The organism is Streptomyces sp. NPDC093018 (assembly GCF_040684035.1).
Lineage (GTDB): Bacteria > Actinomycetota > Actinomycetes > Streptomycetales > Streptomycetaceae > Streptomyces > Streptomyces murinus.
In genome coordinates this window covers 113,172-138,639 of record NZ_JBFBFF010000003.1, presented here as the reverse complement: position 1 = coordinate 138,639, position 25,468 = coordinate 113,172, and the positions used below count along the sequence as shown (strand labels likewise).

The 25,468-nt window shown below is 72.4% G+C and carries 27 protein-coding genes; 12 read left to right on the top strand and 15 right to left on the bottom strand.

What is annotated here, in order from left to right; all coding sequences use genetic code 11:
- Positions 1-59 precede the first annotated feature (59 nt).
- Positions 60-917: a type I methionyl aminopeptidase gene (gene map, locus AB0N90_RS07925; protein ID WP_361671369.1), complete on the top strand. Its 858-nt coding sequence runs from the start codon at positions 60-62 to the stop codon at positions 915-917.
- A 154-nt stretch (positions 918-1,071) separates the two neighbouring features.
- Positions 1,072-1,719: a biliverdin-producing heme oxygenase gene (locus tag AB0N90_RS07920; RefSeq protein WP_361671372.1), complete on the top strand. Its 648-nt coding sequence runs from the start codon at positions 1,072-1,074 to the stop codon at positions 1,717-1,719.
- Between the two features lie 27 nt (positions 1,720-1,746).
- On the opposite strand, the gene AB0N90_RS07915 is transcribed toward AB0N90_RS07920, so the two are convergent.
- From AB0N90_RS07915 to AB0N90_RS07900, 4 genes are all read right to left on the bottom strand, one after another.
- Entirely contained in the window at positions 1,747-2,391 is a 645-nt protein-coding gene (locus AB0N90_RS07915; RefSeq protein WP_365193852.1) for a PhzF family phenazine biosynthesis protein, read from the bottom strand.
- Complete coding sequence (locus tag AB0N90_RS07910) at positions 2,384-3,262, bottom strand: hypothetical protein (protein ID WP_365193850.1); 879 nt, start codon at positions 3,260-3,262, stop codon at positions 2,384-2,386. The genes AB0N90_RS07915 and AB0N90_RS07910 overlap by 8 nt, the downstream gene beginning before the upstream one ends.
- Positions 3,263-3,427: 165 nt before the next feature.
- On the bottom strand, positions 3,428-4,939 hold the full coding sequence (locus AB0N90_RS07905) for an HtaA domain-containing protein (protein ID WP_365193849.1): 1,512 nt from the start codon (positions 4,937-4,939) through the stop codon (positions 3,428-3,430).
- Positions 4,940-4,996: 57 nt separating this feature from the next.
- Positions 4,997-6,385 carry an HtaA domain-containing protein gene (locus tag AB0N90_RS07900; protein ID WP_365193847.1) on the bottom strand — a complete coding sequence of 463 codons (1,389 nt, stop codon included), beginning with the start codon at positions 6,383-6,385 and terminating at the stop codon, positions 4,997-4,999.
- Between the two features lie 138 nt (positions 6,386-6,523).
- Here AB0N90_RS07900 and AB0N90_RS07895 point away from each other — a divergent pair, with 138 nt between their 5' ends.
- From AB0N90_RS07895 to AB0N90_RS07865, 7 genes are all read left to right on the top strand, one after another.
- Positions 6,524-7,501, top strand: a complete 978-nt coding sequence (locus AB0N90_RS07895; RefSeq protein ID WP_361671384.1) for an ABC transporter substrate-binding protein — start codon at positions 6,524-6,526, stop codon at positions 7,499-7,501.
- A complete protein-coding gene (locus AB0N90_RS07890) occupies positions 7,498-8,583 on the top strand; it encodes an iron ABC transporter permease (RefSeq protein ID WP_365193844.1) in 1,086 nt (361 codons plus the stop codon). Before AB0N90_RS07895 ends, AB0N90_RS07890 begins: the two co-directional genes overlap by 4 nt.
- Positions 8,580-9,422 carry a heme ABC transporter ATP-binding protein gene (locus AB0N90_RS07885; protein ID WP_365193842.1) on the top strand — a complete coding sequence of 281 codons (843 nt, stop codon included), beginning with the start codon at positions 8,580-8,582 and terminating at the stop codon, positions 9,420-9,422. Before AB0N90_RS07890 ends, AB0N90_RS07885 begins: the two co-directional genes overlap by 4 nt.
- A 90-nt stretch (positions 9,423-9,512) precedes the next feature.
- Positions 9,513-10,649: an iron uptake system protein EfeO gene (gene efeO, locus AB0N90_RS07880; protein ID WP_365193840.1), complete on the top strand. Its 1,137-nt coding sequence runs from the start codon at positions 9,513-9,515 to the stop codon at positions 10,647-10,649.
- Between the two features lie 15 nt (positions 10,650-10,664).
- A complete protein-coding gene (efeB, locus tag AB0N90_RS07875) occupies positions 10,665-11,915 on the top strand; it encodes an iron uptake transporter deferrochelatase/peroxidase subunit (protein ID WP_365193838.1) in 1,251 nt (416 codons plus the stop codon).
- Between the two features lie 2 nt (positions 11,916-11,917).
- Positions 11,918-12,790 (top strand): iron uptake transporter permease EfeU, encoded by an 873-nt coding sequence (gene efeU, locus AB0N90_RS07870; RefSeq protein ID WP_086808340.1) that lies wholly within the window; start codon positions 11,918-11,920, stop codon positions 12,788-12,790.
- Entirely contained in the window at positions 12,750-13,742 is a 993-nt protein-coding gene (locus AB0N90_RS07865; protein WP_365193834.1) for a hypothetical protein, read from the top strand. Before efeU ends, AB0N90_RS07865 begins: the two co-directional genes overlap by 41 nt.
- A gap of 39 nt (positions 13,743-13,781) precedes the next feature.
- On the opposite strand, the gene AB0N90_RS07860 is transcribed toward AB0N90_RS07865, so the two are convergent.
- The 4 genes from AB0N90_RS07860 to AB0N90_RS07845 all read right to left on the bottom strand — a co-directional run bounded on the left by AB0N90_RS07860 (position 13,782) and on the right by AB0N90_RS07845 (position 18,459).
- Positions 13,782-14,528, bottom strand: coding sequence for a bifunctional DNA primase/polymerase (locus tag AB0N90_RS07860; protein ID WP_361671400.1), 747 nt, complete (start codon positions 14,526-14,528; stop codon positions 13,782-13,784).
- 106 nt (positions 14,529-14,634) lie between these two features.
- Entirely contained in the window at positions 14,635-15,627 is a 993-nt protein-coding gene (locus AB0N90_RS07855) for a small ribosomal subunit Rsm22 family protein (RefSeq protein WP_365193831.1), read from the bottom strand.
- Between the two features lie 394 nt (positions 15,628-16,021).
- Positions 16,022-17,203 carry a serine hydrolase domain-containing protein gene (locus AB0N90_RS07850; RefSeq protein WP_365193829.1) on the bottom strand — a complete coding sequence of 394 codons (1,182 nt, stop codon included), beginning with the start codon at positions 17,201-17,203 and terminating at the stop codon, positions 16,022-16,024.
- A complete protein-coding gene (locus AB0N90_RS07845; RefSeq protein WP_365193826.1) occupies positions 17,143-18,459 on the bottom strand; it encodes a multidrug effflux MFS transporter in 1,317 nt (438 codons plus the stop codon). Before AB0N90_RS07845 ends, AB0N90_RS07850 begins: the two co-directional genes overlap by 61 nt.
- A gap of 139 nt (positions 18,460-18,598) precedes the next feature.
- Between AB0N90_RS07845 and AB0N90_RS07840 the strand changes: the two genes are divergently transcribed.
- Positions 18,599-19,357: an SDR family oxidoreductase gene (locus tag AB0N90_RS07840; protein ID WP_361671408.1), complete on the top strand. Its 759-nt coding sequence runs from the start codon at positions 18,599-18,601 to the stop codon at positions 19,355-19,357.
- A 210-nt stretch (positions 19,358-19,567) separates the two neighbouring features.
- Here the strand turns inward: AB0N90_RS07840 and AB0N90_RS07835 are convergent, their stop codons facing one another.
- Together AB0N90_RS07835 and AB0N90_RS07830 are read right to left on the bottom strand one after the other, a co-directional pair.
- The gene (locus tag AB0N90_RS07835) at positions 19,568-20,851 is read right to left on the bottom strand and encodes a serine hydrolase (protein WP_365193825.1); all 1,284 of its coding nucleotides are present in this window, start codon (positions 20,849-20,851) and stop codon (positions 19,568-19,570) included.
- Positions 20,852-20,970: 119 nt separating this feature from the next.
- Positions 20,971-21,297, bottom strand: a complete 327-nt coding sequence (locus AB0N90_RS07830) for a nuclear transport factor 2 family protein (RefSeq protein WP_365193824.1) — start codon at positions 21,295-21,297, stop codon at positions 20,971-20,973.
- Positions 21,298-21,423: 126 nt separating this feature from the next.
- On the opposite strand from AB0N90_RS07830, the gene AB0N90_RS07825 reads away from it, so the two are divergent.
- The gene (locus AB0N90_RS07825) at positions 21,424-21,972 is read left to right on the top strand and encodes a DoxX family protein (RefSeq protein WP_365193821.1); all 549 of its coding nucleotides are present in this window, start codon (positions 21,424-21,426) and stop codon (positions 21,970-21,972) included.
- A 52-nt stretch (positions 21,973-22,024) separates the two neighbouring features.
- Complete coding sequence (locus AB0N90_RS07820) at positions 22,025-22,369, top strand: MazG-like family protein (protein WP_365193819.1); 345 nt, start codon at positions 22,025-22,027, stop codon at positions 22,367-22,369.
- A 14-nt stretch (positions 22,370-22,383) separates the two neighbouring features.
- On the opposite strand, the gene AB0N90_RS07815 is transcribed toward AB0N90_RS07820, so the two are convergent.
- The 5 genes from AB0N90_RS07815 to AB0N90_RS07795 all read right to left on the bottom strand — a co-directional run bounded on the left by AB0N90_RS07815 (position 22,384) and on the right by AB0N90_RS07795 (position 25,466).
- Entirely contained in the window at positions 22,384-22,872 is a 489-nt protein-coding gene (locus AB0N90_RS07815; RefSeq protein ID WP_365193817.1) for a hypothetical protein, read from the bottom strand.
- Positions 22,869-23,525, bottom strand: coding sequence for a Fic family protein (locus tag AB0N90_RS07810; protein ID WP_365193816.1), 657 nt, complete (start codon positions 23,523-23,525; stop codon positions 22,869-22,871). The genes AB0N90_RS07815 and AB0N90_RS07810 overlap by 4 nt, the downstream gene beginning before the upstream one ends.
- Positions 23,515-24,246 (bottom strand): hypothetical protein, encoded by a 732-nt coding sequence (locus AB0N90_RS07805; protein WP_365193813.1) that lies wholly within the window; start codon positions 24,244-24,246, stop codon positions 23,515-23,517. The genes AB0N90_RS07810 and AB0N90_RS07805 overlap by 11 nt, the downstream gene beginning before the upstream one ends.
- Positions 24,247-24,445: 199 nt before the next feature.
- A complete protein-coding gene (locus AB0N90_RS07800; protein WP_365193811.1) occupies positions 24,446-25,114 on the bottom strand; it encodes a contact-dependent growth inhibition system immunity protein in 669 nt (222 codons plus the stop codon).
- Between the two features lie 52 nt (positions 25,115-25,166).
- Positions 25,167-25,466, bottom strand: a complete 300-nt coding sequence (locus tag AB0N90_RS07795; RefSeq protein WP_093676766.1) for an RNase A-like domain-containing protein — start codon at positions 25,464-25,466, stop codon at positions 25,167-25,169.
- Between the last annotated feature and the right edge of the window lie 2 nt (positions 25,467-25,468).

Sequence of the window (25,468 nt, the reverse complement as noted above, 5' to 3'; positions counted from 1 at the left end):
CTGCTCCTCTCACCGACCAACGACATGTTCCCCCATGCCCGCTGGATAGACTCGCCGACATGTCTGGCCAGTCGCTGCTCGTACCGGGGGAACAGTCCCCCATTCGCTCCGTCCCGGGGAACATCCGTCGCCCCGAGTACGTCGGCAAGCCCGCTCCGACGCCGTACACCGGGCCCGAGGTGCAGACCCCGGAGACCGTCGAGGCGATGCGGGTCGCCGGGCGGATCGCCGCCCAGGCGATGGAGGAGGCCGCGAGGATCATCGCGCCCGGGGTCACCACGGACCAGTTGGACAAGGTGGCCCATGAGTACATGTGCGACCACGGCGCCTACCCGTCCACGCTCGGCTACCGCGGTTTCCCCAAGTCCCTGTGCACCTCGGTCAACGAGGTCATCTGCCATGGCATCCCGGACTCGACGGTCCTCCAGGACGGCGACATCGTCAACCTGGACGTGACCGCGTACATCGGCGGGGTGCACGGCGACAACAACGCCACGTACCTGGTCGGGGACGTGGACGAGGAGTCGCGGCTGCTGGTGGAGCGCACCCGGGAGTCCCTCAGCCGGGCGATCAAGGCGGTCAAGCCGGGCCGCCAGATCAACATCATCGGCCGGGTCATCGAGTCGTACGCCAAGCGGTTCGGCTACGGCGTGGTGCGGGACTTCACCGGGCACGGCATCAACTCGTCGTTCCACTCCGGGCTGATCATCCCGCACTACGACAGCCCGCACGCGACCACGGTGATGCAGCCGGGCATGACCTTCACCATCGAGCCGATGCTGACGCTGGGCACCCACGAGTACGACATGTGGGAGGACGGCTGGACGGTCGTGACCAAGGACCGCAGGCGCACCGCGCAGTTCGAGCACACCCTGGTGGTCACCGACGACGGCGCGGACATCCTGACCCTGCCCTGACCGCCCCGGCCACCACTCGCTCCGAGGAGAACCCGCCCCTGCGAGGGCGGGTTTTCTCTTGTACGATTTTACCGACACGCTGTCGGGAAAGTTGCCGACATGAGGTCGGCAAAGCCATTGACTTAGGTAAGGCTTACCTTAGAGGATGTGCTTCATGGACTCTTTCTCGTGCCTCATCCGCACCGCGTCCCACGAACAGCACACGGAGGCGGAGACCTCGACCTTCATGAGCGATCTGCTCGGCGGCCGGCTCGGCGTGGACGCCTACGCCCGCTACACCGAACAGCTGTGGTTCGTCTACGAGGCACTGGAGAGTGCGGCCGAGCGGCTGGCCGGTGACCCGGTGGCCGGTCCGTTCATCCGGCCGGAACTGCTGCGGCTCGCCGCCCTGGAGCAGGACCTGGCGCATCTGCGGGGCGCCGACTGGCGGGCGGGCCTGGACGCCCTGCCCGCGACCCGGGCGTACGCCGACCGGGTGCGCGAGTGCGCCGAGGAGTGGCCCGGCGGCTACGTCGCCCACCACTACACCCGCTACCTGGGCGACCTGTCGGGCGGTCAGATCATCCGCGACCGTGCGGAGAAGACCTGGGGCTTCGCCAGGAAGGGCGCCGGGGTGCGCTTCTACGTCTTCGAGGAGATCTCCAACCCGGCCGCCTTCAAGCGCGAGTACCGGGAACTGCTGGACGGGATACGGGCGGACGACCTGGAGAAGCAGCGCGTCACGGCCGAGTGCAAGCGGGCGTTCGCCCTGAACACGGCCGTCTTCCGGGCCCTGGGCGAGGAGTTCCCGCTCTCGGCCTGAGCCCCGCGGCGCGCACCCGGCCGGGGGTCAGCGCTCCAGGAACACCCGGCCGCCCAGTTCCACCCAGCCCGCCGGCTGTGGTGCGGTGAGGAGTTGGGATCCCTTGCCCTGGGTGATGTTGAGGGCGCGGTCGAGGCGGCCGGTGAGCTGGAGCGCGGCGGCGCCGGTGGCCTCGTCCTCCTCGATGCCGTCGCCGCGGCCGGGGAAGCCCCGGGCGCGGATCCGCCCGGCCGCCTCGTCCTCCCAGGCCCACGCGTACAACCAGTCGCCGGGCGGAGGTACTTCGAGCGCGTCGACCTCCGCGGGGATCGCGTACCGGCGCAGGGTGCGCGGCGCCGCCCACTCCGGGCGGGCCTCGATCCAGCAGAACTCACCGTCCTGCCGGGCGCCCACCGTCCCGGCCGGGACGACGAGTTCGGGCACGTCCAGCAGCCAGGCGGCGCCGACGCACGGGTATCCGGCGAACCGCAGCCGCGTGGAGGGCGTGTAGATGTCGATCACGCCGCGCTCGGGGTCGTCCACGAACACGGTCTCGCTGAAGCCGAGTTTGGCGGCGAGCGCCTGCCGGTCGGCGGGCTCGGGCAGCGTGGAGCCGTCGCGGACGACGCCCAGCTCATTGCCGTAGCCGCCGTGCGGTGCGCAGAAGACGCGCAGTACGTCGTAGTCAGTCACCGGGGCATTGAAACACCGCGCGCGCCGCGAGCGCGTCCCAGGCGCGGGCGCCGCCGGGCAGCGGCCAGGTGGGGAGTCCCGCGGGCTCGTAGGGCAGCCCGGCCAGGAGGTCGCCGTACCCCTGCTCCATGGCCGTCCGCCGGTGTGCGGGGACAGCGGTGAGCCGCGCCTCGTGCCGCCGGTGGCCCTCGGCCAGTTCCTCGGCCGCCGCGCGCCACCGGTCCTCCTCCGGCAGCCGGGTGAGCACCACGCACTCCGGTGGGCCGCCCTCGGCGAGCGCGGCGACCGCGCGGTCGTGGCCGTCGAGGATCAGCCAGCCGTCGAGGAAGGGCACCCACCACAGCAGGACGGGTGCGAGCGTGCCCGCGCGGGCGTGCTTGCGGTACGCCTTCACCCGGGCCGCGTCCGGCGCGGACAGCCGCCGCAGCGGTACGACGCCGTGCCAGCCGCCGCCGCAGTAGAGGCCGAGGCTCCCGCCGGGCCACTCGCGCACCAGGTCCTCGGTCCAGATGCCGGGCTGGAAGCGGGTGCGCAGGGCCAGTTCCCAGCGGCCGTCGGCGAGCGGGGTGCCGGGGGCCTGCTGGAGCCGACGGGCGTACGCGTGCGGCCAGTTGCCGGGGGCGCGCAGCCGGGCGGCGGTCGGGGGCGGCAGCGGGGAGCGGTAGCCGTCGGTGCGGTGGAGGTGCAGGTCGGGGCAGCAGGGCGCGCTCCCGGTGACCGAACGCCCGAGCAGCAGCGGCCGTTCGCCCTGGCGCAGCAGCAGCCGGCCGTCGGCGGCGGTCTCGAAGCGCAGGGGCGGCGGGTCCGGGCGGTCCGTGATGTCCAGCACCAGGCGCCCCGGCCCCAGCGGTTCCCTGCGCGCTTCCGCCACGCCCACTCCCCTCCCCCGCCGTGGAACACCCCGCGATTCCGGGGCACTTGAGATGTCCCGAGGGTACGAGACGGCCCGGTCCTGAGCGTCCAGGACCGGGCCGCCGGTCTTGTGCCTCGGTTCTAGTGCCGAGGTTCTCGTGCCGGGGTTCTAGCGCCGGGGTTCTTACGCCTCGGCGCTCGCCGGGCGCCGCCTGCGGACCGCGATCACCACGCCCGCGCCCGCCGCGACGGCGACCGCGGCCGCCGCGCCCAGGGCGCCGACCGGGGCGTCGGAGCCGGTGGAGGCCAGGCTGCCGCCGGCCACGCCACCGCCGCCGACGGTGGACCCCATGGCCTCACCGGTCGTGCCGGAGCCGCCCGCCGTGCCCGCGCCGCCCGCCGTGCCGGAGCCGCCGGTGCTCCCGCCCGTGCCCGTGCCCGTGCCGCCGTCGCCGGAGGGCAGGTCGGCGTCGTCGGTCAGGGCCACGGACAGGGCGACCGGGTCGAGCACGGTGCCCTTGGTGTAGTAGCCGCTGAACGCCTTGGCACCCGCGTCGGTGAGCGTGGCGGTGACGTCGTTCACGGTGATGACGTCGTTCTTCGCGGTGAGGCCGGTGGACTTGGCCTTCAGGTCGGCCAGCACCACGTCCTCGGACTTCTTGCCGAGGCTGGTGACATCGGCGGTCAGCGTGCCGGTGCCGTGGTTCAGCTCGGCGTGCAGATCGCTGAGGGTGAGGTCGAGGCCGTACGTGCCGTTGTCCTCGTGGCCCTTGAAGTTCACCGCGCCCTTGAAGGCGGCGGAGAGGCTGCCGGCCTTGGTGTCGTAGCTGCCGGTGGCGCCCGGGAAGGTGAACGCGCCGTTGCCGGAGGCCTGCTTGGCGCCGCCCGAGGTGGTGATCTTCCCCTGGGCCGGGCCGCTGACGACGTAGGTGCGGAAGGTCTCCTTGACGCCCCAGCCGAGCGTGCCGTCGGCTATGGCGCCCTTGGTGGGAGCCGTCGAGGCGGACGGGCTCGGGCTCTTGGAGGGGGAGTCGGTGGGCTTGGGCGTCGTGGTCTTCGTCGGCTGCGGGCTCGCCGTCTTCGTGGGCTCCGGGGACGGGCTCGTGGTCTTCGTCGGTTCCGGCTCCGGGGTCTGCTTCGGCGCGGCCACCGTCAGCGGGTCGCCGGCCGCGCCCGCGTAGGAGGAGCTGCCGAGGAAGCCGCCCGCCTCGGTGGTGAGCGTCGTCGCCAGGCCGCTCATGTCCGGGCCGGTCGGCGCCGCGACCTGGGCGAGCGGTACGTCCTGCTGCTTGGCGCCGCCGTCGGAGACCAGGTCGGCGGTGAGGGCGCCGGTGCCGCTGTCGTACTGGACGTCGGAGATCTCCCGGGTGAACCCGTGCAGCGTGGACTTGATGGTGAGGGTGCCCTGGAAGGCCAGGTGCACGGTGTGCTTGGCGCTGTCGTAGGTCCCCTTGCCGTCGGTGAAGGTGAAGACGCCGTTGTCCGCGGCCTGCGAGGCGCCGTCGGTGGCGGTGAAGGTGCCCTGGGCGAAGCCGGTGACGTAGGAGCGGTACGACTGCTTGATGCCCCAGGTCAGCTGGTAGCCGGTCAGGGGGACGTCGGCGGCCGAGGCGGCGGTCGCGGTGAGGGTGCCGCAGCCGAGGGTGACGGCGACGGCGGCGGTGAGGGCGAGTCGTCTGGGGGTGATGGCGGGCATGGGTGGTTTCCGTCTCCTTGGAAGGGGGGTGGGCGTCGAAATGACGGTGGACGGGGGTCAGTCGCCGTCGGTGGCGCGGCGGGCGCGGTGCCTGCGCAGGGCGTAGACACCGGCCGCGGCGAGCAGCAGCGCGCCGGCCGCGGCGCCGAGGGTGAGGGGCAGGGCAGAGGTGCCGTCGTCGGTGGTGGCGGCGGCCTTCGTGCGGGCCGGGGCCGCCGCGGCGGGCGCGGGCGACGACGGGGTGGCGGTGATGCGGCCCGGGTCCGGCAGGGCGGGCAGCTCGGCCTTGGCGTCGAGGGCGACGGCGAGGGACACGGGGTCCATCGCGGTGCCCGGCTGGTACATCCCGCCGAAGGCCTTGGCGCCCTCGGCGGTGAGCTTCGCCGGGGCCTCCGTCAGCTCGGCGAGGCCCTTGACGGGGGTGAAGTCCTTGGCGGTGAAGGTCACCAGAGGAACCTTCTTGCTGGTGGCGTCCGCCGTGCTGACATCGGCGTAGAGGGTGCCCCTGCCGTCGTGGACGGCGACCTGGACCGCGCTGAAGCGCAGGTCGAGACCGTGCTTGCCGGTGAAGCGGATCGCGCCCCGGAAGCGGGCGGTCAACTCGCCCTTGGAGTAGGTGCCCTGACCGTCCGTGAAGCGGAAGAGGGCACCGCCGTCGCGGGCGCCGTCGGTGAGCTTCCACGCGCCCTCGGCGATGTCGCCGGTGACGTACTCGCGGAAGGTGCGGCGCACGCCCCAGTCGACGGCGCCGTCCACGAGGGCGCCGGGCGCGGCGGGCTTCTTGTGCTCGGCGGTCTTGGACGGGGTGGGCGAGGGTGAACCCGCGGGCTCGACGTCGACCGCGAGGCTCACCGGGTCCAGCGCGGTCCCGGCGGTGTAGTACCCGGCGAAGGACGTGGCGCCCTGCGCGGTGAGGGTGGCGGGCACATTGTTCAGGACGACCTGGCCGCCCGCGCCGCGCATGTCGACACCGCGCAGCGAGAGGGAGGCGAAGGGCACCTGTGTGGACGCCGTGACCGCCCCGGTGCCCTTCGCCTTGCCGGTGACGTCCAGATAGAGCGTGCCGGTGGTACCGGAGATCCGGACGGTGGGGCGGCTGAGGGTGAGGTCGAGCTGATAGCCGCCGCCGCTCGCCCGGTGGCCGACGAAGCGGACCCCGCCGGCGAAGGAGGCGCCGAGTCTCCCGGTGTCGCCGTCGTAGCTGCCGGTCGCCGAGGGGAAGCGGAACTGGCTGCTGCCCACGGTGCCCGCGCCCCCGCTGAGGGAGTAACCGCCATTGGCTATGGGCCCGGTGACATAGCTCTGGAAGGAGGATTTCACTCCCCAGTCGAGCCGTCCCCCTTGCACGGTACGGCTCGCGGCGTGCGCGGTACCGGCCGGGAGCAGCAGGGCTCCCAGGACGGCCGTGCACACCACGGTGACCAGGGCACGAAGGCGCGCGGGCATGGGAATCCTCCGGAAACGACGGCCGGTAGCGAACTAAGGTAAGGCTAACCTAAACTTCGCCCGGGGGATCAAGATGTCGACCGAAGGGAACGGGACGAGGCCGTGAGACGGTTCCGCACACAACTGGCGGGGACACTGATGTCCTTGGCCGTACTCCTCGCGGGCGCCACCGGATGCGGAGGCTCCCCGAAGGCCGCCACGGGGGCCCCGGCGAACTCCGCGGCCGCCGCGGCCGACCGGGTGGAGCCGCTGAAGGACACCCCGGTGCCGCGGCTGCCGGTCACCGTCGACTCGGCCGACGGGCGGAAGGTGACCGTGCGCGAGGCGCGCCGGATCGTGCCGCTGTCCGGCAGCCTCAGCGAGATCGTGTTCACCCTCGGGCTGGGTGAGCGGGTCGTCGCGCGGGACATCACCGCCACCTTCCAGCAGGCGGCGAAGCTCCCGGTCGTCACCCGCAACCACGATGTCTCCGCCGAGAGCGTGCTGTCCCTGAAGCCCGATCTGGTCATCGCCGAGACCACGTCCGGGCCCGCCGAGGCCGTCGGCCAGATCCGCGCGGCCGGGGTCCCGGTGCTCGTCGTCGCCCCGGCCAAGGGCCTGTCCGATGTGAGCCCGCGCATCGAGACCGTGGCCCGCGCCCTGGGCGTCCCGGCCGCCGGGAAGGAACTGGCCCAGCGCTCGGAGGCGCGGATCGCCGCCGTGCGCAAGGAGATTCCGGCGCACAAGGACAAGCCCCGGGTCGCGTTCCTCTATCTGCGCGGCTCGGCCTCCGTCTATCTCATCGGCGGCAAGGACTCCGGCGCGACCTCGCTGCTCGAAGCCGCCGGAGCGGTGGACGCCGGGGCCGCGTCCGGGCTGACCAAGGACTTCACCGCCATCACCGCCGAGGCGCTCGCCAAGGCCGCGCCGGACGCGATCCTGGTGATGACCAAGGGACTTGAGTCCGTGGGCGGCGTCGACGGGCTGGTGAAGATCCCGGGAGTCGCCGAGACGCCGGCCGGGATGCACCGCAGGGTCGTCTCCGTCGAGGACGGGGTGCTGCTGAACTACGGGCCGCGCACCGACCAGGTGCTGGCGACCGTGGTGCGCCAGCTCTACGGGGGCGGGGACAAGTGACCGTGCTCGACAAACCGGCCGGGCGTACGGCGCCCGCCCCGGCCCCCGCCCGGCGGCGCGGCACCGCCTGGCTGCTGACCGCCGCCCTGATCCTCGCCCTGCTGGTCCTGGTGCCCCTGGCCGCGGGCCTCGGCGCCTACCCGATCCCGGTCGCCGACGTGCTCGGCTCGGTGCTGCACCGAGCGCACCTGGGCGGGACGGCACTGGACCAGGTCGCCGAATCGGTGCTGTGGAACGTGCGGTTCCCGAGGATCGTACTGGCGCTGCTGGTCGGCGCCTCGCTGGGCTGCGCGGGGGCGCTGATGCAGGGCGTGTTCGGCAATCCGCTCGCCGAACCGGGCGTCATCGGCGTCTCCTCGGGAGCCGCGGTGGGCGCGGTCGCCGCGATCGCGTTCGGCCTGGACTTCCTCGGGATGTGGACCGTGCCGGTCCTCGCCTTCTGCTCCGGTCTCGGCACGGTGCTGCTCGTCTACGCCATGTCCCGCTCCGGCGGCCGTACCGAGGTGGTGACGCTGATCCTCACCGGGATCGCGGTGAACGCCTTCGGGGGCGCGCTGATCGGTCTGTTCCTCTTCTTCGCGGACACCGCCGCCGTGAACCAGATCACCTTCTGGCAGCTCGGCTCGCTGTCCCAGGCGACCTGGCCGAAGGTGCTCGCGGTGCTGCCCTGCGCACTGCTCGGCCTCGGCGTCGCGCCGCTGTACGCGCGCCGGCTGGACCTGCTGGCGCTGGGCGAACGCCCGGCCCGGCATCTGGGCGTGGACGTGGAGCGGCTGCGCCTCGTCCTGGTCCTGGTGATCGCGCTGCTGACGGCGGCGGCGGTCAGTGTCGCGGGGATCATCGGCTTCGTCGGCCTGGTCGTCCCGCATCTGCTGCGGATGATGGCGGGTCCCGGCCATCGCTTCCTGGTGCCGGGCAGCGCCCTGCTCGGCGCACTGGTACTGCTCGCCGCCGATCTGGTCGCGCGCACCGCCGCCGCCCCGGCCGAGCTGCCCCTCGGCGTGCTGACCGCCCTGATCGGCAGCCCGTTCTTCTTCCTGCTGCTGCGCAGGACCCGGCGCAGGCAAGGGGGTTGGGCATGAGCGCCCTGTTCGACCGGGCCCGGACCCGGCTGCGCCGCCGTCCCGCCCCGCCCGCTCCCACCGCCCCTGGTGCGGTGCTCGCCGAGACCGAGGGCCTTCAGGTACGACTGGGCGCCGGGCCGGTGCTCAAGGGGGTCGACGTGCACGCCCGCGCCGGTGAGGTGCTGGCGCTCGTCGGGCCCAACGGGGCCGGAAAGTCCACCCTGTTGGGCGCCCTCGCGGGGGACGTCCCGGCCGCCGGGGGTGTCGTACGACTGCACGGCCGCCCGGTCGCCGGGTGGACGGCGGCCGAACTCGCGCTGCGCCGGGCGGTGTTGCCGCAGTCGGCGGCGCTGGCCTTCCCGTTCAGTGTGGCGGAGGTCGTGCGGATGGGCCGGGCGCCGCACGCGGCCTCGCCCGCCGAGGACGACCTCGCCGTCGCGGAGGCGATGGCGGCGACCGAGGTCACCGGGTTCGCCAGGCGGCCGTTCGGCGCGCTCAGCGGCGGCGAGCGGGCCCGGGTCGCGCTGGCCCGGGTGCTGGCCCAGCGCGCCCCGCTGCTGCTGCTCGACGAGCCGACCGCCGCGCTCGACCTCAAGCACCAGGAGGCGGTGCTGCGGCTGTGCCGGGAGCGGGCGCGGGCCGGGGACGCGGTGGTGGTCGTGCTGCACGATCTGGCGCTCGCGGCGGCCTACGCGCACCGGGTGGTCGTCCTGCGCGGCGGCCGGATCGCGGCGGCGGGCCCACCGGCGGAGGTGTTCACCGAGCCGCTGTTGTCCGAGGTGTACGAGCACCCGGTGGAGGTGTTCCCCCATCCCCGCGGCACGGGCGTCGTCGTCGGCCCGCGCCGTACGCCGTGAGATCCGGATCACGCACCCGGAGGGTATGAGAAGGGTAAGGCTCAGGTAAGTTAGGGCAGCCTCACCACACTGGATCGTCAGGGAGTCCGCATGCGTGCCGTCCGTCCGACCGTCATCGCCGCCGTCACCGCGGCCGCACTGACCGCCCTCTCGGCCTGCACCGCCAAGAGCGAGGCCAAGGACGGCGACGCCATCCAGGTCACCGCCGCGGACTCGACGTGCGACACCTCCGCCACGTCGGTCCCGGCCGGACAGGTCACCCTGAAGATAGAGAACAAGGGCGCCAAGGCCACCGAGGTGGAGATCCTCTTCCCGGACGACCGGATCGTCTCCGAGAAGGAGAACATCGGCCCGGGCACCAAGTACACGCTGACCGCCGAGGTGAAGGCGGGGTCGTACGAGATAGCCTGCCGCCCCGGCATGAAGGGCCACGGCGTCCGGCAGAAGCTCACCGTCACCGGCGGCTCGGCGGCGGCGAAGCGGGACCCGAAGCTGGACCAGGCGGTCGCCGAGTACCGGCAGTACGCGCAGGACCAGGCCGACGCCACGGTGCCGCTCGCCCAGAAGTTCGCCGACGCGATCAAGGCCGGCGACCTCGACGCCGCCAAGAAGGCGTACGCCCCCTCGCGTCTGGGCTGGGAGCGCACCGAGCCGGTCGCGGAGTCCTTCGGTGACATCGACCCGAAGACCGACACCCGCGCCGACGGCCTGGAGAAGGGCCAGAAGTGGACCGGCTGGCACCGCCTTGAGAAGGCCCTGTGGGCCGACAAGAAGATCGGCGCCGAGGAGAAGACCCTCGCCGACCAGCTGGTGAGCGACCTCAAGGACTGGCAGCGGCGGGTCGGCAAGGCCGAGATCACCCCGACGTCCATGGCCAACGGCGCCAAGGAGCTGCTGGACGAGGTCGCCACCGGCAAGGTCACCGGTGAGGAGGACCGCTACTCGCACACCGACCTGGCCGACTTCAAGGGCAACGTCGAGGGCGCGCAGAAGTCGTACGAGCTGCTGAAGCCGGTCGCCGTCAAGAACGACCCGGCGCTCACCAAGGAGCTGGACAAGCAGTTCACCGCGCTGGACAAGGTGCTGGACGGCTACCGCTCGGACCAGGCGTCGTACGACTTCGTCTCCTACGACAAGGTCACCGAGACCCAGCGCAAGGAGCTGTCGGACGCGGTGAACGCGCTCGCCGAGCCGCTGTCGAAGCTCGCCGCCGCGGTCGTGAAGTAAGCAAGGGCCGGGCAGATGACGGAGGTTGAGGAGAGCCGCCGCCCCTCGCGCCGTGCGCTGATCGGCTGGGGCGGCGCCGGGATCGCGCTCGGGGCCGTGGCGGCCGGGGGCGCGGTGGCGCTGACCGACGCGGGGTCCGGCACGGCGGACGCGGCCGGGTCCGGGGGCGCGGTGGAGTTCCACGGCGCCCACCAGGCGGGCATCGCGACACCCGTCCAGGACCGGCTGCACTTCGCCGCGTTCGATGTGAAGACGGACGACCGCGAGGAGTTCGTCCAGCTGCTGAAGGACTGGACGGCCGCGGCCCGCCGGATGACCGCGGGCAGGCCGGTCGGCGAGGGCGCCTACGGCGGGCTCCCCGAGGCCCCGCCGGACGACACCGGCGAGGCGCTGGGCCTCACCCCCTGCCGGCTGACCCTGACCATCGGCTTCGGCCCCTCCCTCTTCGACCGGTTCGGGCTGCGCGGCAAGCGGCCCGAAGCCCTCGTCGACCTGCCCGAGTTCCCCGGCGACAACCTGGAGAAGACCCGCACCGGCGGCGATCTGTGCGTCCAGGCCTGTGCGGACGACCCCCAGGTCGCCGTGCACGCCATCCGCAACCTCGCCCGGATCGGCTTCGGCAAGGTCGCCGTGCGCTGGTCCCAGCTCGGCTTCGGCAAGACCTCCTCGACCACCCCGGACGCGCAGACCCCGCGCAACCTGTTCGGCTTCAAGGACGGCACCCGCAACATCGCGGGCACCGAGACCGACCGGCTGACGAAGCATGTGTGGGTCGGCGACGGCGACGGCCCGGACTGGATGAGCGGCGGCTCGTACCTGGTCGCCCGGCGCATCCGGATGAACATCGAGACCTGGGACCGCACCTCGCTCCAGGAGCAGGAGGACGTGTTCGGGCGGGACAAGCGCGAGGGCGCGCCGGTCGGCAGGGCGGGTGAGCACGACGCGCCGTTCCTGAAGGCGATGAAGCCCACCGCGCACGTACGGCTCGCGCACCCGGACGCCAACTCCGGGATCACCATCCTGCGCCGCGGCTACTCCTTCACCGACGGCACCGACGGCCTCGGCCGGCTGGACGCGGGCCTGTTCTTCCTGGCCTACCAGCGCGATGTGCGCCACGGCTTCATCCCGCTCCAGCGCAAGCTGTCCGCGCACGACGCGCTGGGCGAGTACATCCAGCATGTGGGTTCCGCGGTCTTCGCCGTCCCGCCGGGCGTCCGGGACGCCGCCGACTGGTGGGGCCGTTCACTGTTCTCGAAGGAGGCGTAGCCGTGTTCTCCAACTACCTGATCGGCCTGCGGGAAGGTCTTGAGGCGTCGCTCGTCGTCTGCATCCTGATCGCGTATCTGGTCAAGACCGGCCGCCGGGACGCCCTGCGGCCCATCTGGACCGGCATCGCCGTCGCGATCGCGCTGGCCCTCGGCTTCGGCTGCGCGCTCGAATTCGGCTCCCAGGAGATGACGTTCCAGGCGCAGGAGGCGCTCGGCGGCTCGCTGTCGATCCTCGCGGTGGGCCTGGTGACCTGGATGGTGTTCTGGATGCGGCGCACCGCCCGGCATCTGAAGTCCGAGCTGCACGGCAAGCTGGACGCGGCGCTCGCGATGGGCACCGGCGCGCTGGTCGCCACGGCGTTCCTCGCGGTCGGCCGGGAGGGCCTGGAGACCGCGCTGTTCGTGTGGGCCTCGGTGCACGCGGCCGGGGACGGCACCCCGCGCCCGCTGATCGGCGTCGCCCTCGGTCTCGCCACGGCGGTGGTACTGGGCTGGCTGTTCTACCGGGGCGCGCTGCGCATCAACCTGGCGAAGTTCTTCACCTGGACCGGCGGCATGCTGGTCGTGGTCGCGGCGGGCGTGCTGGCGTACGGCTTCCACGACCTCCAGGAGGCCGGCTGGGTCCCCGGCCTCACCCACCTGGCCTTCGACATCAGCGACACCGTCGAGCCGGACAGCTGGTACGGCACGCTCCTGAAGGGCGTGTTCAACTTCCAGCCGGACCCGACGGTCGTCCAGGTCACGGTCTGGGCCCTGTACTTGGTCCCGGTGCTCACGGTGTTCCTCGCCCCGGTAGGGTTCGCCTCCGGGAAGGGGAAGGTGAAGGAGCCCGATGACCAGGGAACGCAGCCCTCGACGGCTTCGCCGGCGTGAGCGGAACGCACTGATAGCGGCCGCACTGACCGCCTTGTCCTGCACGGCGAGCGGGTGCGTGGTGGTGCACGGGGAGCGTACGGTGCTGCCCGGCGCCACCCGGGCGGAGGCCGCGAAGGCGGTGGCCGCTTTCACCGACGCGTACAACAAGGCCGACAAGGCGTACGACAGTTCGCTCGACGCGCCCTATGTCACCGGGCCGCTCGCCGACATCGACGCCGCCCGGCTGAAGGCGGGGCACGTCAACAGCCCGTCCGGCAACGCGAGTCACGTACCGCTGAAGCTGTCGGACGTGAAGATCACGATCCCGAAGAAGGCGGGCTGGCCCCGCTGGTTCCTCGCGGACGCGCGGGGCAACAAGGCCGGTAACTACCGCTGGTTGCTGGTGTTCACCCGGGCGGACCTGGGTGAGCGGTGGCGGGTGGCGTATCTGACGCTGGCGGCGCCGGGCGCCGTACCGCAGTTCAAGAAGGACAAGGACGGGTGGGGCGAGGCGGTGCCCGCCTCCTCGGCCCAACTGGCCGTGGCACCGGACGACTTGAGCCGCTCGTACGTCAACTACCTGAAAAAGGGCGGCACGGCGTTCGCCGACGGGCCGAACACCAGTGAGCTGCGCGCCTACCGCCAGGGCCAGACCCGTAAGCCGGGGCTGGTGCGCCAGTACATCGACCAGCCGCTGATCCGTGGCGACTACGCCCCGCTGGCGCTGCGCACGGCGGACGGCGGTGCGCTGGTCTTCTTCAGCACGCACCACTACGAGAAGGAGACCGCCGCCGCGAACACCTCGGTGCCGACGCCCAGCAAGGCCGTACAGGCCCTCACGACGGGCGAGATCCACCAGTCCCTCACGCTGGAGTCGGTGGCCGGGCAGGCCGCCCTCGACCCGGCGGGCAAGGGGGCGGTGTCGATCGTGGCGAAGGTGAACGGGGTGACGGGGGCGAAGGGCGAGTAGGGCCTTTCTCCCGGATCAGGAGGCCCTTGGCCCGGGACCTCAGTTGTGCAGCGGCCAGGGCCGGCCCAGGTCGGGGGCGGATTCCCCGGCGGCGTGCCGGGCGCAGGCGTCGGTGAGGGATTCCAGCAGGGTCAGCGGCTCGGGCAGCGGATGCTCCGGGCCGCGCAGCCAGCGGACCTGCCGGTCGTCGTCGCCGGGCAGCCGGGCCGGGGGGACGAGGACGTAGGAGCCCCGGCAGTGCCAGCGCAGACCGGGGTGCTCGGCCATCGTCTCGGGGTGGCAGTCCAGCTCGCAGGGCCACCATTCGTCCTCGTCCTCGGGGGTGCCCCGGGTGAGGGTGAAGAACAGCATCCGGCCGTCGTCGCTCTCGGCGACCGGCCCCACCTCGACGCCCTGGCCGAGCAGCCGGTCCAGCGCCTCCCGGCCGGCCTGCGCGGGCACGTCCAGGACGTCGTGGACCATGCCGGTCGCGGTGATGAAGTTGGCCTGCGGCTGGTGCCGGGCCCAGCGCTCGATCTGGGGGCGGTCGATCGTGGACTGCGTCTGCCAGGCGAACGACACGGGGTGCCGGGCCGGGGTGGGGCAGCCCACGCGGTCGCAGGAACATCGGTAGCCGGGCGCGGGGTACGCGGCCGGCGCGAGCGGAAGCCCGGCCTCGGCGGCGGCGAGCAGCAGGGCCTCACGCCCGCCGTCGTCGACGGCGGCGGCTTCCTTCGGGCGGCGTCCGCGCAGCCATCGGGAGAGTTTGCCCTGCCGGTCGCTCCGGCCGCCGAACGTGCCGCTCATCTATCCCCTTGCCTCGCTGGTGTGCGGACAGCATGCCTCATGGTCCCACCTTCGTGCGCTTCGGGGGGCGGCAGGTGGATACGGGGGGAATCGGACGAGACGTACCTCACAGCGCGGATTCCGGGGGCCAGGCGGAGCCCCAGTCCGTGTCGCGGGCCGCCTTGTACAGGTCGCCGTGGCGTTTGGTGATCGTCGTACGGCGCAGTTCCTCGTCCGCTTCGCACAGGTCGAGGAGGACCTGGCCCTTGCGGATCTGGGGGCGGCGTACGACGCGGGCGGGGGCGGGCTCGGCGGGCACGCGGGTGGCGGCGACGTAGGAGAACTTCTCGTCCTCGTAGGCCAGGGAGCCGCCCTTGACCCTGCGGTGCAGGGAGGAGCGGGGGACGCGGGCGGAGAAGTGGCACCAGTCGGTGCCGGGGGCGATCGGGCAGGCGGCGCTGTGCGGGCAGGGCGCGGCGATCTCGAACCCGGCGCGGATCAGCCGGTCGCGGGCCTCGATGACCCGGGCGTACCCGGCGGGCGTGCCGGCCTCCACGATCACCACGCTCCGCGCGGCGGCCGCGGCGGCGTCGACGAGCGCGGTGCGGTCGGACTCGGTCAGCTCGTTGAGGACGTACGACACCGTGAGCAGGTCGGCGGGTTCCAGGTCGAGCCCGGAGCCGATGCGGGCGCGCTGCCAGCGGGCGCCGGCCAGGGCCGGGTTGGCGGCGGCCAGCTCCCGGCCGAGGGCGAGCGCGGGCTCGGCCCAGTCGAGGACGGTCACCGGGCGGGTACCGGCCCAGGTGTCGGTGACCGCCCAGGTCGCGGCGCCGGTGCCGCCGCCGATGTCCACATGGCTGCCGGGAACCCACCCGGGCACGGCATCGGCGAACGCCCCGAGGGCCGAGCGCACGGCCTCGAAGGTGGCCGGCATCCGGTAGGCGGCGTAGGCGGCGACATCGGCGCGGTCGCGGAGGATCGGCGCGTGGGTCGGGGTGTCGCCGCGATAGGCGGCGATGAGCCGCTCGACGGCGCCGGCGGCCTGACTGGGCGGAACTCCGTCGAGCATCTCGGCGAGGCTCCGGCGGAGAACTTCGGCCGGTGGTACGGGGGCGGTCACCTGGAGATTCTATGGCGCGCACCGGGAACGACGGACCGGCCGACGCCGGTCTCCAGAACCGGCCGCCCCCGGGCTCCAGAACCCGCCGCCCCCCGACACCCGAACCGGCCGACCCCGGACTCCAGGAGCGACCGCCCCCCGACACCCGAACCGGCCGACCCTCGGCACCCGGACCGCTGTCGCCCGGCACCCGATCCGGCATCGCCCGGCGCCCAAACCGCCGTCGCTCGTCCCCTGGACCGGTACCGCTCGGCACCCGGCACCCGAATCGGTAGCGTTCGGCGCCCGGACCGCTGCCGCCCGGCTTCCGGGCCGCTGTCGCCCGCCATCCGAACCGGTACCGCACGGCATCCGGGCCGGTACCGCACGGCATCCGCCGGTAGCGGCCGCTCCCTCACACCACCGCCCGCGCCAGCCATGTCGCGATCGCCGCCCTCGGGGCGCTGTCCGCCGGGCGGCGGCGTGGGTGGACCGTGTTCGCCAGCAGGACCACGAACGTGTCCGTCGCCCGGTCGAGGACCAGGGACGTGCCGGTGAAGCCGGTGTGGCCCGCGGCGCCGCGGCCGGAGAGGGCGCCCATGAACCAGGGCTGGTCGAGGGCGAAGCCGAGGCCGGGCCGGGTGAGGAGGAGGTCGGTGAAGTCGGGGGCGAGGATGCGGGCGGGGCCGTAGGAGCCGCCGGCGAGCAGGGTGCGGCAGAAGACGGCGAGGTCGCGGGCGGTGGAGAAGAGGCCCGCGTGCCCCGCGACGCCGCCGAGGGCCCAGGCGTTCTCGTCGTGCACGACCCCCCGCAGCATCCCCCGGTCGGCCTTGGCCCACGGCCGCCACTGGTCCTCTGTCGCCGCCGCCCCCGGACAGGGCCCGAACCCGGTCGCGGTCATGCCGAGCGGCCGGGTGATGCCGTTGCGCACGAGGACATCGAGGGTCCGGCCGGTGACGCGCTCCAGGACGAACTGGAGGAGCAGCATGTTCAGGTCCGAGTAGCGGTAGGTGCCGGGCGGCCCGGACGGCGCCTCGGCACGCAGCATCGTCAGCCGGGCGGCGCGGTCCGGGCAGTCGTACAAAGGGAGTTCGGGGCGCAGCCCGGAGGTGTGAGTGAGCAACTGCCGTACCGTGACCCGATGTTCGGACAGGGTCCGGAACTCCGGCAGATAGTGGCCCACTGGGGCGTCCATGCCCAGCGTGCCGCGCTCGATCTGCTGCACGGCCGCGACCGAGGTGAACAGCTTGGTCAGGGAGGCCAGGTCGAAGGGGGTGTCGACGGTGACCGGCACCCGGTCCTCGGGCCGCAGTTCGACGCCGGTGTCGGTGCGCGGGTCGTAGGAGGAGTAGCGGACGGCCCAGCCCGCCGCCTCGGCCACGGCGATCACGGGTCCGCGCCCGGCCAGCACGACCGCGCCGGGCGCCCAGGGCCGCGGCCCGGCGGTGCGGGCGCGCACCTCGGCGACCAGGTGCCCGAGCGCGCCCGGGGCCAGCCCGGCCCGCTGTGGTGTGTCGGCGCGCAGTCTCGGTGCGCTCAGCTCTCGTCTCCTTCCGACCCCGCACGGGCGTTCTCCCGCGTGTTCCAGGGACGGCACATTCCCACGAAGCAGGCCCCCGCGACCAGTGCGGCCGCCAGTTGGACGACGGCCATCGGGACGGCGGTGTGCTCACCGGCGATCCCGACGAGCGGCGAGGCGACCGCGCCGACGAGGAAGGAGGAGGTGCCGAGCAGCGCGGACGCGGATCCGGCGGCGTGCTTGGTGCGCAGCAGGGCGAGGGTCTGGGCGTTGGGCATGGCCAGGCCCATCGCGGACATCAGGACGAACAGCGCGGCGGCGATGGGCGCGAGCCCCACCTCGCCGAAGACGCCGGTGGACATCAGCAGCAGCGCGGTCGCGGCGAGGGTGATCACCGCGAGCCCGGCGGCCAGCACCTTGTCCAGGCTGACCCGGCCGACCAGCACCTTGCCGTTGATCTGCCCGGCGACCACCAGGCCGACCGAGTTGAGGCCGAACAGCAGGCTGAAGGTCTGCGGGGAGGCGCCGTAGATCTCCTGGATGACGAAGGGCGAGGCGGATATGTAGGCGAACAGCGCGGCGAAGGCGAAGCCGCCGGCCAGCATGTAGCCGGTGAAGGGCAGATCGGCGAGGAGCGCCCGCATCGAGGACAGCGCGTGCCGCACTCCCCCGCCGTGGCGTTCGGTGGGCGGCAGCGTCTCGGGCAGCCGCAGCCAGACCAGCGCGCCGAGCAGCGCCCCGATCACAGTGAGCACCAGGAACACCCCGCGCCAGTCGGTCACCCGCAGGATCTGCCCGCCGATCAGCGGCGCCACGACCGGCGCGACCCCGGAGATCAGCATCAGGGTGGAGAAGAAGCGGGCCATGGCGACACCGTCGTAGAGGTCGCGTACGACGGCTCGCGCGATGACGATGCCGGCCGCGCCCGCGAGGCCCTGGATGAGCCGGAAGGCGACCAGCGTCTCGACGTTCGGGGCGAGGGCGCACAGGGCGGTCGCGACGAGGTTCACGGCGAGGCCGATCAGCAGCGGCCGGCGCCGGCCCCAGCGGTCGCTCATCGGCCCGACGACCAGCTGCCCGAGGGCCATGCCCAGCAGGCACGCGGTGAGGGTGAGCTGGACGGTGGCGGCGGGCGCGTGCAGGGACCGGGTGACCTCCGGCAGCGACGGGAGGTACATGTCCATGGCGAGCGGGGGCGTCGCGGTGAGGCCGCCGAGGACGAAGGTGACGAGGAGGCCGGTGCGGCGGGCGGCGGGGGACGCGGTGATGGTCTCCGTATTGTCGTCGCTGCCGTTGTCCGTCCGCGGTGTCGGTGCCGCCGCGTGCTCGGGCATGGGTCCCCTCCCTGGGTCGAGGCGTCCCGGCCGGACGCCTTGCTTGAAACTTCCACTGAAACGCGACTCCCATGTTCGCAGCTCGGACAAACTGCCGAGGAACATACGAGCGACGATCGGTCCGCCTACGCTCCGTGCCATGACTGACACGCAAGCGAAGATCGCGGTGGTGACCGGCGCCGGTTCCGGGATCGGCCGGGCGGTCGCGGTGGAGCTGCTGCGCACCGGCTGGTCGGTGGCGCTGGCCGGACGGCACGTCGAGACGCTGGAGGAGACGGCGGCGCTCGCGCCCGGGGCGCCCTCGATCGCCGTACGCACCGATGTGGCGCGGCCCGAGGACGTGGCGGCGCTGTTCGGGGCGACCGTGGACCGGTTCGGGCGGCTGGATCTGCTGTTCAACAACGCGGGCACCTTCGGGCCCGGCGGGGTCCCGGTCGAGGAACTCCCCTACGACGCCTGGCGGCATGTGGTGGACACCAACCTCAACGGGGCGTTCCTGTGCGCGCAGACGGCGTACCGGACGATGAAGGAGCAGAGCCCGCAGGGCGGCCGGATCATCAACAACGGCTCGATCTCCGCGCACGCGCCCCGCCCGCACTCGGTCGCCTACACCGCCACCAAGCACGCACTGACCGGCCTCACCAAGTCCCTCTCCCTGGACGGGCGTCCGTACCGGATCGCGGTCGGGCAGATCGACATCGGCAACGCGGCGACGGAGATGACCCGGCGGATGAGCACCGGCGTGCTCCAGGCGAACGGCGAGACGGCGCCCGAGCCGATGATGGACGTGGCCGAAGTGGCGCGCACCGTACGGCACATGGCGGAACTACCGCTGGAGGCGAACGTGCAGTTCGCGACGGTGCTGGCGACGGCGATGCCGTACGTCGGGCGCGGCTGATCCCCAACTCCCGCCGCCCGTACGCACATACGTTCAACCGGAATTCCAACAGCCCGGGTATTGCGGCAAGTTGATCCCCCGTGGTCAACTCTTCTCCACAAGAGCTTCACACTTGGGCAGACGTATTCCGAGACCATCGCGAGGGGGGATACGGCGGTCGTCCCACCGCACCGGCCATCTCACCGGCGGCGGGACGACCGCCGTACGACGTCAGCGCCGGTGCCGGCCGCCGCCCGACGGGTCGGTGGGGGCGGGGGGCTCCTGGGGGTCCGGCTCCGCCGCGCGGGGCGCGGGAGGTCGGTGAGCGCCGGGCGCCTCCCGGGCCTCGACGGCCCGACGGCGGCGCCGCAGCAGAAAGCCGCCGGCCGCCGCGAGCAGGGCCGCGGTGCCCGCCGCGCCCTCCACGAGGCGGGCCGCGGAGGGACCCTTGGCCGGTGCGCCCGCCGCGCCGGCCGCCGCCTGGCCGCCCGCGTGCGCCGGCGCGGGGGACGCGGCCGCGCCGCCCTCGCTGAGCGGCTTGACCAGCGCGCCCACCGGCCGGGCCGTACGACCGTGGGTGAAGCCCCAGTCGAGGAGGGCGGCGGTCTGCTCGTAGACGGCGTTGCTGCCGGTGGCCGGGTGCATGACCGTGACCAGCAGGGTGCGGCCGTCGCGGGTGGCGGCGCCGGTGAAGGTGTTGCCGGCATGGCTGGTGTAACCGTTCTTCACACCGATCAGGCCGTCGTACGTCTTCAGACCCCATGCCCCGGTGAGCAGGCGGTCGGTGTTCTGGATCTGGAAGGTCTTCTTGCCGCCCGCGGGGAAGTTCGCGATGCGGGTGCCGCAGTAGCCCCGGAAGTCGGGGTCCGCGAGCCCGTGCCGGGCGAAGAGCGTGAGGTCGTACGCCGAGGACAGCTGGCCGGGATGGTCGAAGCCGTCGGGGCTGACCACATGGGTGTCGAGGGCCTGGAGGTCCTGCGCCCTGGCCTGCATCTCGGCGACGGTCTTGGCGATGCCGCCGTTCATGTGCGCGAGGACGTGCACGGCGTCGTTGCCGGAGCGCAGGAACACGCCCTGCCACAGCTGCTCGACGGTGTAGGTGATGCCCGCCTTGATCCCGACGAGGCTGGAGCCGGCCGGGACGTCGGAGATGTCGGAGTCCTTGACCGTGTACTTCTCGGTGCGGTCGAACTTCTTCAGCACGGTGTCCGCGAAGAGCATCTTCAGCGTGGACGCGGGCGCGAGGCGCTGATGGGCGTTGAAGGAGGCGAGCACCTCACCGGTCGTGGCGTCGGCGACCAGCCAGGCGCGCGCGGTGAGCAGCTTCGTGGGCACCGCCGCCGCGCCGTCCACCTGGAGCCCGCCGCGGGCCAGCCGTTCGCCGCCGATGGCGGTGGCCGGGGACGCGGCGAGGGCCGGGGCGGCCGTGGCCAGTGGAAGGACAGCGGACGTGGGAAGGGCGGCGGCCGTCAGCCCGAGGACGGCACGCCGGCTGAGCCGGGTGGATTCGCGCACCCCGGGACGGTACACCGCGCCGAGCAGCGGATTCGGCACCGAAGGGTGGTGACGGCCAGGGAATTTGCCACGTTATGAAAATCTGACCGGATAACGTGACGTGGCCGACGTGAGCAGCCTCACGCCTGACCGGTCTCGAAGCGCGAGATCCGTCCGTCCTCGTCGACGGTGAAGCTCCACCTGGTGTTCATCTCGCCCCAGGTGTCGTTGCTGTAGCGGGCGACCAGGGCACGGCCGCCGCGGGACTCGTTGTCGACGTCCATATGACCGTGGGACGAGAAGATCTCCCGGTCGATCCAGTCGGTGAGATCGCGGTCGGAGCCGTCGTCCGACATGGTCGCGTCAGGTGTGAGCAGCGCCAGAAAGCCCTCGCGATCATGGGCGTTGACGGCACTGACGAAGGCCCGGACGGCCGGATCGCTGAGTTTGGCTGGCTGAATCGTCATGGCGCCAGGCTCACACCGGGTCACCGGCACCGCCACCGGAGCGCGCGGTGGGATGCATCCGATGGTGTGACCGGTGTGACGGTGGTAACACAGGAGGGGCTTTGTCACCTGGGCTTGGGAGTCACCATGACCTGTTACGACCGACGTGATCTGGGCCTGCTGCTGCTCCGGCTGGGGACGGGCGGGGTACTGGCGGCGCACGGCGCGCAGAAGCTGTTCGGCTGGTTCGGCGGCCATGGCCTGGAGGGCACCGGCCAGTTCATGGAGTCCGTCGGCTACGCCCCCGGCAAGGCGAGCGCCACGGCCGCGGGGCTCGCGGAGACCGGCGGCGGCATCCTGCTCGCCCTGGGCCTGGCCACCCCGGCGGCGGGCGCGGCGGCCGCGGGCGCGATGGCGGGAGCGGCGGCGGTCCACGCCCCGAACGGCTTCTTCGCCCAGGCGGGCGGCTACGAGTACGCGGCGACCCTGGGCCTCACCGCGGCCGGCCTCGCGATCACCGGCCCCGGCCGCCTCTCCCTGGACCATGCCCTCGGCCACGTCTTCAACCGCGGCTGGATGGTCCCCGCCGCCCTCGCGGCGACGGCGGCGGGCACGGCGGCGGTGGTGGGGGCGCGGACGTGCCGGGTCCGGGCGAAGCGGGAGGGCAAGCAGGAGGCACTGTTCGAGGAGGAGTGAGCCGCGCGGTCGTACGGCGTGCCGGACGCCCGCCCGTGGCAGGCTGCCCCGCATGACCGACCAGCACCCCGCTCCCCTCGCCCTCTGGCCCGCCATCGACGAACTCTTCTCCCGTCTGGAGGCCACTCAGACGGCCCAACCCGGCCGGGAGGCCCTGCTGTTGCGCATCCTCAAGTTGTCGGAGGAGGCCGGCGAGGTCGCGGAGGCGGTGATCGGCGCGACCGGCCAGAACCCCCGCAAGGGCGTCACCCACACCTGGGACGACGTCCAGGCCGAACTGTGCGACGTCGTCATCACGGCCCTGGTCGCCCTGCGCACCCTGACCCCGGAGCCAAGGGTTGTGTTCGAACGGCATCTGCAGGGGGTACGGGAGCGTCCGCTGAGGCCGTCGGTGTAGGGGGGCCTCTTGTTTCAGTCGTCCTCGAAACGCCAGAGCACCAGGACCTTCTCGTCCGACACCCCGATGAGGCAGATGTCGATGGTGAGGCCCGCGAGGACGTTGGCGTGGTACGACGAGGCCAGAAAATCGGCCTCCGCACCGTCCTCCGCGTGCCCGTGGTTGGTGAAGAAGCGCGCGCTGTCCCCGACGCCCCCGAGGACTTCCCGCAGACCGATGTCGCGTTCCGCGTTCGGCACGCGAAGGGACGGATGAGGGCCGTACAGAAGAGATCCGACCGAGATCAGCCCGGCCAGCTCCAGGGCCTGGGCATCGGAGATCCCCAGGAGGCTGTCCCGCAATTCCCCGGAATCGACATGCCGGAGTACGGGATGTCCACGGATCGTGTCCATCACCGTGTCGTGCCAGTCCGGTTCCCCGCGGGCGGTGAGCGCGACAAAGGACTGACGCTCGTCGAAGCGCGCTCGCGCGCGGGCGGGCAGGTCTGTCCTGCTTTCCGTCACAGCTCCTTCCGTTCTCCTGGGCCGCAGACCGAGAGCTGCCCCCGCCGCTCGGTCGCCATGGCCAAGGTGTGAATGATCCCGGCCAGCGAGGCCGCGCCAACGGGGTCGTCCGTGTACCTGCGGATCTGGATGGGGCCTACTTCGTCCAGCAGGATGTCCTCTTGTGCCAGCACGAAGCCCAGTGCCAGCAGGGCGGCGCGGCCATTGCCGTCGTGGAACGGGTGGAAGAAGCAGACGTCGAGATACAGGCGGGCGGCGCGTGCGGTCAGGGGGACGTCCGGGTCCCCGCTCTCGGCCAGACAAGCTTCGAAGAGCAGGGGTGTCTCGGCGCTGAGGCCGTACCGTTCTCGTCCCTCCTTGGCAAAGGCGGGCAACGTGCGGAAAGGGGCCTCGGGCAGGCCCAGTACGAGCTTCTGCCACTCCTGGAGCAGACGGAATCCGAGGGCCTCTCCGGCCGTCGCGTCGGTGCGCGCCCGCTGCCAGGCGGCCCGCAGGCCGTCACCTCTCGTGGTCTCCCCCGGCTTGTCCCGCAACGCGGCCGCGGCCATGATTCCGTCGCGGTGCCCGCGGATCGGACCGGTCACGTCCCGGACGTCACCCCAGTCCACCTCCTGACGAACGCGAAGCCAGGTCCGCAGATCGTCACGCACCATGTTCCCCGATGATGTCGCGCGCCTTTTCCACTGTCTCGGCGTCCGGCGCGACCCAGCTCTCGAACTCCCCGTCGACGACGTCGTCCGCCAGTTCCTCCGCGTCCTCGGAGGACATACCTGTCGATTCGAGGTACCAGGTCAGTGTCCGCGCGCACGCGGCACGCCAGAGCTCACCCGCACCGGTGCGCTCCACCACGAGGGCCACCACTGGGGCCACTCCGCGCTCGCGGGAGCGGCGCTTTTCTTCCTCGCCGACGTCGGCGTCATCGTGGGGAGCGGACTCGGCGAAGAGCGCGGCCAGCTCCTCCAGCCATGAGCGCCACTCCAGCAAAACCGCTGTATGCCAATGCACTTGAGCATCCAGGTCACCGCCGGTGTCACCGAGAGGTTTCCTGATGAGGGCGCCCGAGTGGGGGTTCTGATCCACATTCCCGTACCAGCCGAAAGCCCAGGAGCCGTAGCGTTCGGCCAAGCCACGGGCCACCGAATGGGACGACACCAGCCCTCGTGGCCTGCCTGTCGCCGGATCCGACGAGGACACCACTTCGCGTACGACGGCGAGCGCTCGCCCGGGATCGAACGGGTGCGTGGCCGGATCCATGTCCGCCCACGTCATCGGCTCGGGGTCCAGAGCGGTGAGTGGGCTTCCTTCGAGTGGTCGACTGAAAAGGCGGATTCCGTCCTCCACTGTGGAGTCCTGCATGTCGTCGCTGATCGTCACCCCGTCCTGGCCGCAGTAGATCGGAAGGATCTGGGAGAACTGCGGGAAGCGCAGAAGCAGCTCACCCGTTCCCAGCGGAACGTCTTCGGAGCACCACCAACTCCCGTTCTCCAGTTGCCCGGCGATCTCCCGCAGATTGCGGCCGCCGTCATGTGCTCACCCTGAATTCAGGCCCCGCAAGGTGCGGGGCCTGCCCGGCTCAGCCCTCACCGGTCGGTACGGCGAGCTGTCCGGCGACGACCGCCAGCCAGCCGCTGGGCGAGTAGGGCGCGGGAGGGTCGACCTCCATGCCGAGTTCGGCGACGGCGAGGGCACAGTCGGGCTCGTCCAAGTCCAGCGCGAGCAGTTCCTGCAACTCCCCGACCAGGCGGGCCACGAGTTGGCGGTCGGTGGAGTCGCGGTAGTCCTCGACGGCGGCGTGATGGTCGTCGAACTCGTCCGGCATGTCCTGGGAGAACCATCCCCCGAGGAACTGCCCGAGCTCCGGGAAGCGGGCGTGCCACTCCCAGTGGGTGGCCGGGACCGTGGGCGGCGGCACCTCCCCCGTCTCGATGCTGTGCTTGATGTGGTCGGCGAGGCAGCGCATCCAGGACTGGATCTCGCCCTGGGGCAGGCCGACATCAGGGATGGCGTAGAACTCGCCGAGCCGCAGCCGGAGTCGTCCCGGCGGATTGTCGGCGTACTCCCTCAGCTGCCGTTCGGCGACGGCGAGGGCCCACGGCCGGGTGTGCCAGGTGTGCCGGAGGTAGGCGGTCAGGGCCGGGCCGGGCTGTTCCGAGGTGTCGTCCGCGGGTTGCCCGAGGTAGGCGCGCATGACCTGGTCGAGCTCGCCGTAGCGGCGGTCGTGTTCGAGGGGGCTCAGGGGCACGGTGGTCAGCCTCTACGGGTCTACGGGGCTATGGGTCTATGGGGATATGGGGCTACAGATAGATCGGGAACGTGGAGTGCACGGTGAAGCCGTGCGGGCGGGCGGGGTCCCGCCGGAGGACCACCCGGGCGGCCCGCACCTCGACGGGCTCCCGGCCGGCCAGCATCATCGCCTGCAACAGCACCCGCCCGACCGGCTCCTCCCGCGCGGGCCAGGCCGCCTCGATGCTCAACCGCGCCCGCGTGGACTGCGCGAGCCAGCGGTGGATGAGCTGCTCATTGGCGGTGACGACCTGCTGGGTGGCCCATTGGGCGGTCTCGCGGTCGGGGTAGGTGGCGGATCGGGTGCGCATGA

Excerpts from the sequence above, each read along its gene's own strand:
- AB0N90_RS07905 (WP_365193849.1), bottom strand. The coding sequence starts at position 4,939 with ATGCCCGCCATCACCCCCAGACGACTCGCCCTCACCGCCGCCGTCGCC.
- AB0N90_RS07885 (WP_365193842.1), top strand. The coding sequence starts at position 8,580 with ATGAGCGCCCTGTTCGACCGGGCCCGGACCCGGCTGCGCCGCCGTCCC.
- AB0N90_RS07795 (WP_093676766.1), bottom strand. The coding sequence starts at position 25,466 with ATGCGCACCCGATCCGCCACCTACCCCGACCGCGAGACCGCCCAATGG.
- map (WP_361671369.1), top strand. The coding sequence starts at position 60 with ATGTCTGGCCAGTCGCTGCTCGTACCGGGGGAACAGTCCCCCATTCGC.
- AB0N90_RS07895 (WP_361671384.1), top strand. The coding sequence starts at position 6,524 with ATGTCCTTGGCCGTACTCCTCGCGGGCGCCACCGGATGCGGAGGCTCC.
- efeO (WP_365193840.1), top strand. The coding sequence starts at position 9,513 with ATGCGTGCCGTCCGTCCGACCGTCATCGCCGCCGTCACCGCGGCCGCA.
- efeB (WP_365193838.1), top strand. The coding sequence starts at position 10,665 with ATGACGGAGGTTGAGGAGAGCCGCCGCCCCTCGCGCCGTGCGCTGATC.
- AB0N90_RS07825 (WP_365193821.1), top strand. The coding sequence starts at position 21,424 with ATGACCTGTTACGACCGACGTGATCTGGGCCTGCTGCTGCTCCGGCTG.
- AB0N90_RS07830 (WP_365193824.1), bottom strand. The coding sequence starts at position 21,297 with ATGACGATTCAGCCAGCCAAACTCAGCGATCCGGCCGTCCGGGCCTTC.
- AB0N90_RS07820 (WP_365193819.1), top strand. The coding sequence starts at position 22,025 with ATGACCGACCAGCACCCCGCTCCCCTCGCCCTCTGGCCCGCCATCGAC.
- AB0N90_RS07865 (WP_365193834.1), top strand. The coding sequence starts at position 12,750 with ATGACCAGGGAACGCAGCCCTCGACGGCTTCGCCGGCGTGAGCGGAAC.
- AB0N90_RS07900 (WP_365193847.1), bottom strand. The coding sequence starts at position 6,385 with ATGCCCGCGCGCCTTCGTGCCCTGGTCACCGTGGTGTGCACGGCCGTC.
- AB0N90_RS07920 (WP_361671372.1), top strand. The coding sequence starts at position 1,072 with ATGGACTCTTTCTCGTGCCTCATCCGCACCGCGTCCCACGAACAGCAC.
- AB0N90_RS07860 (WP_361671400.1), bottom strand. The coding sequence starts at position 14,528 with ATGAGCGGCACGTTCGGCGGCCGGAGCGACCGGCAGGGCAAACTCTCC.
- AB0N90_RS07845 (WP_365193826.1), bottom strand. The coding sequence starts at position 18,459 with ATGCCCGAGCACGCGGCGGCACCGACACCGCGGACGGACAACGGCAGC.
- AB0N90_RS07810 (WP_365193816.1), bottom strand. The coding sequence starts at position 23,525 with ATGGTGCGTGACGATCTGCGGACCTGGCTTCGCGTTCGTCAGGAGGTG.
- AB0N90_RS07840 (WP_361671408.1), top strand. The coding sequence starts at position 18,599 with ATGACTGACACGCAAGCGAAGATCGCGGTGGTGACCGGCGCCGGTTCC.